This is a genomic window from Burkholderia sp. Se-20378 (assembly GCF_017104665.1).
GTDB classification, from domain to species: Bacteria; Pseudomonadota; Gammaproteobacteria; order Burkholderiales; family Burkholderiaceae; genus Burkholderia; species Burkholderia lata.
On the sequence record NZ_JAAGPG010001081.1, the window covers coordinates 1 to 1,375 of the forward strand.

Sequence of the window (1,375 nt, forward strand, 5' to 3'; positions counted from 1 at the left end):
GATTATGTCGAGGCATGCCGGCGCGACCCGAACCACGGCGCCGCGCGCCGTTCGGAAGCGTTCTGCCGGCTGCTGGCGGGCGACTTCGACGCGGGCTGGCGGCAGCACGAGGCGCGCTGGGATGCGGCCGACGTGATGCTGCACCGGCGTCATTCGGACCGGCCGCGGTGGACCGGCGACGAACCGCTTGCCGGGCGCACGCTGCTGTTGCATGCGGAGCAGGGCTATGGAGACACGCTGCAGTTCTGCCGCTACGCGAACCTGGCGCACGATGCGGGCGCGACCGTGATCGTCGAGGCGCCGGCCGCGCTCGGCGAGCTGCTCGGCACGCTGCGCGGCGTGAGCCGGATCGTCACGGAGGGGCAGCCGATGCCGGCGTTCGACCTGCAGTGTCCGCTGATGAGCCTGCCGTATGCGTTTCGCACGACGCTCGATACGGTGCCGGCCGATGTGCCGTACCTGCGCGCCGATGCGCGACGGCGCGACGCGTGGGTAGAACGTCTCGATGCGATTTCGCCGTCCGGCCGGTTGCGAGTCGGGCTCGTATGGTCGGGCAACCCGCGCCATGCGAACGACGAAAACCGTTCAATACCGTTTGCCGCGCTCTTACCGCTTGTTGCAGCACACGACGCGACGTTCGTGAGCCTGCAACCGCAGATACGCGCACGCGATGCCGACGCGTTTGCCGCGAGCGGTGTGCTGTCGTTTGCGGACACGCTCACGGATTTCGCCGAAACGGCTGCGCTGGTCGATTCGCTGGATCTCGTGATCAGCGTCGACACGTCGGTTGCGCACCTGGCTGGCGCGCTCGGGCGGCCCGTGTGGATGCTGCTGCCGCGCGTACCGGATTGGCGCTGGTTGCTCGAGCGCGACGACTGCCCGTGGTATCCGTCCGCGCGGCTGTTCCGGCAGGCGCGGCCCGGAGACTGGCCGGCAGTGATCGGCCGGGTGGTCGACGCGCTCGGCACGGTGCGCCGCACGCCCGCTGTGGCGGCGTGACCGCCTTCCATGACAAAAGCTACGGACCTTTTCACGGCGGCCGGAATGGTCCGTAACAGTCGCCATGTCGCTGCCATTCGCGCTTCGTATGGTCTTCGGATTCCAGCGGCCTGTTTCAGGCGCAACGACATGTGCGGTGCCGGACCGGCGCCGCGCGCAAATTCCTAGCATCGGGGTGGCAAGAATGGCAGCACGCGCACGTACGGAACGGCAACTTCGCGCAACGGCCTCGCGGTCGGTCCTGAAATCGGAGCTGAGCCCGCTTTACCGCGCGGTCGTGCTGATGCTCGCGGCGGGCGTGTCCGCCCATGCGCATGCGGCAGGCATCATGAACCTCGGTCACGTGGCCGCGAGCCCGGCGGGCGGCGGCGCGGGC

General features: G+C 69.2%; 2 protein-coding genes. Both read left to right on the forward strand.

Annotated features, from left to right (window positions below):
• Positions 1-999 (forward strand): glycosyltransferase family 9 protein (locus G3N93_RS40275; RefSeq protein WP_277396618.1); only part of this gene is annotated, 999 nt, incomplete at its 5' end.
• Between the two features lie 88 nt (positions 1,000-1,087).
• A partial coding sequence (locus G3N93_RS40280) for a hypothetical protein (protein WP_374196564.1) occupies positions 1,088-1,375 on the forward strand: 288 nt, incomplete at its 3' end.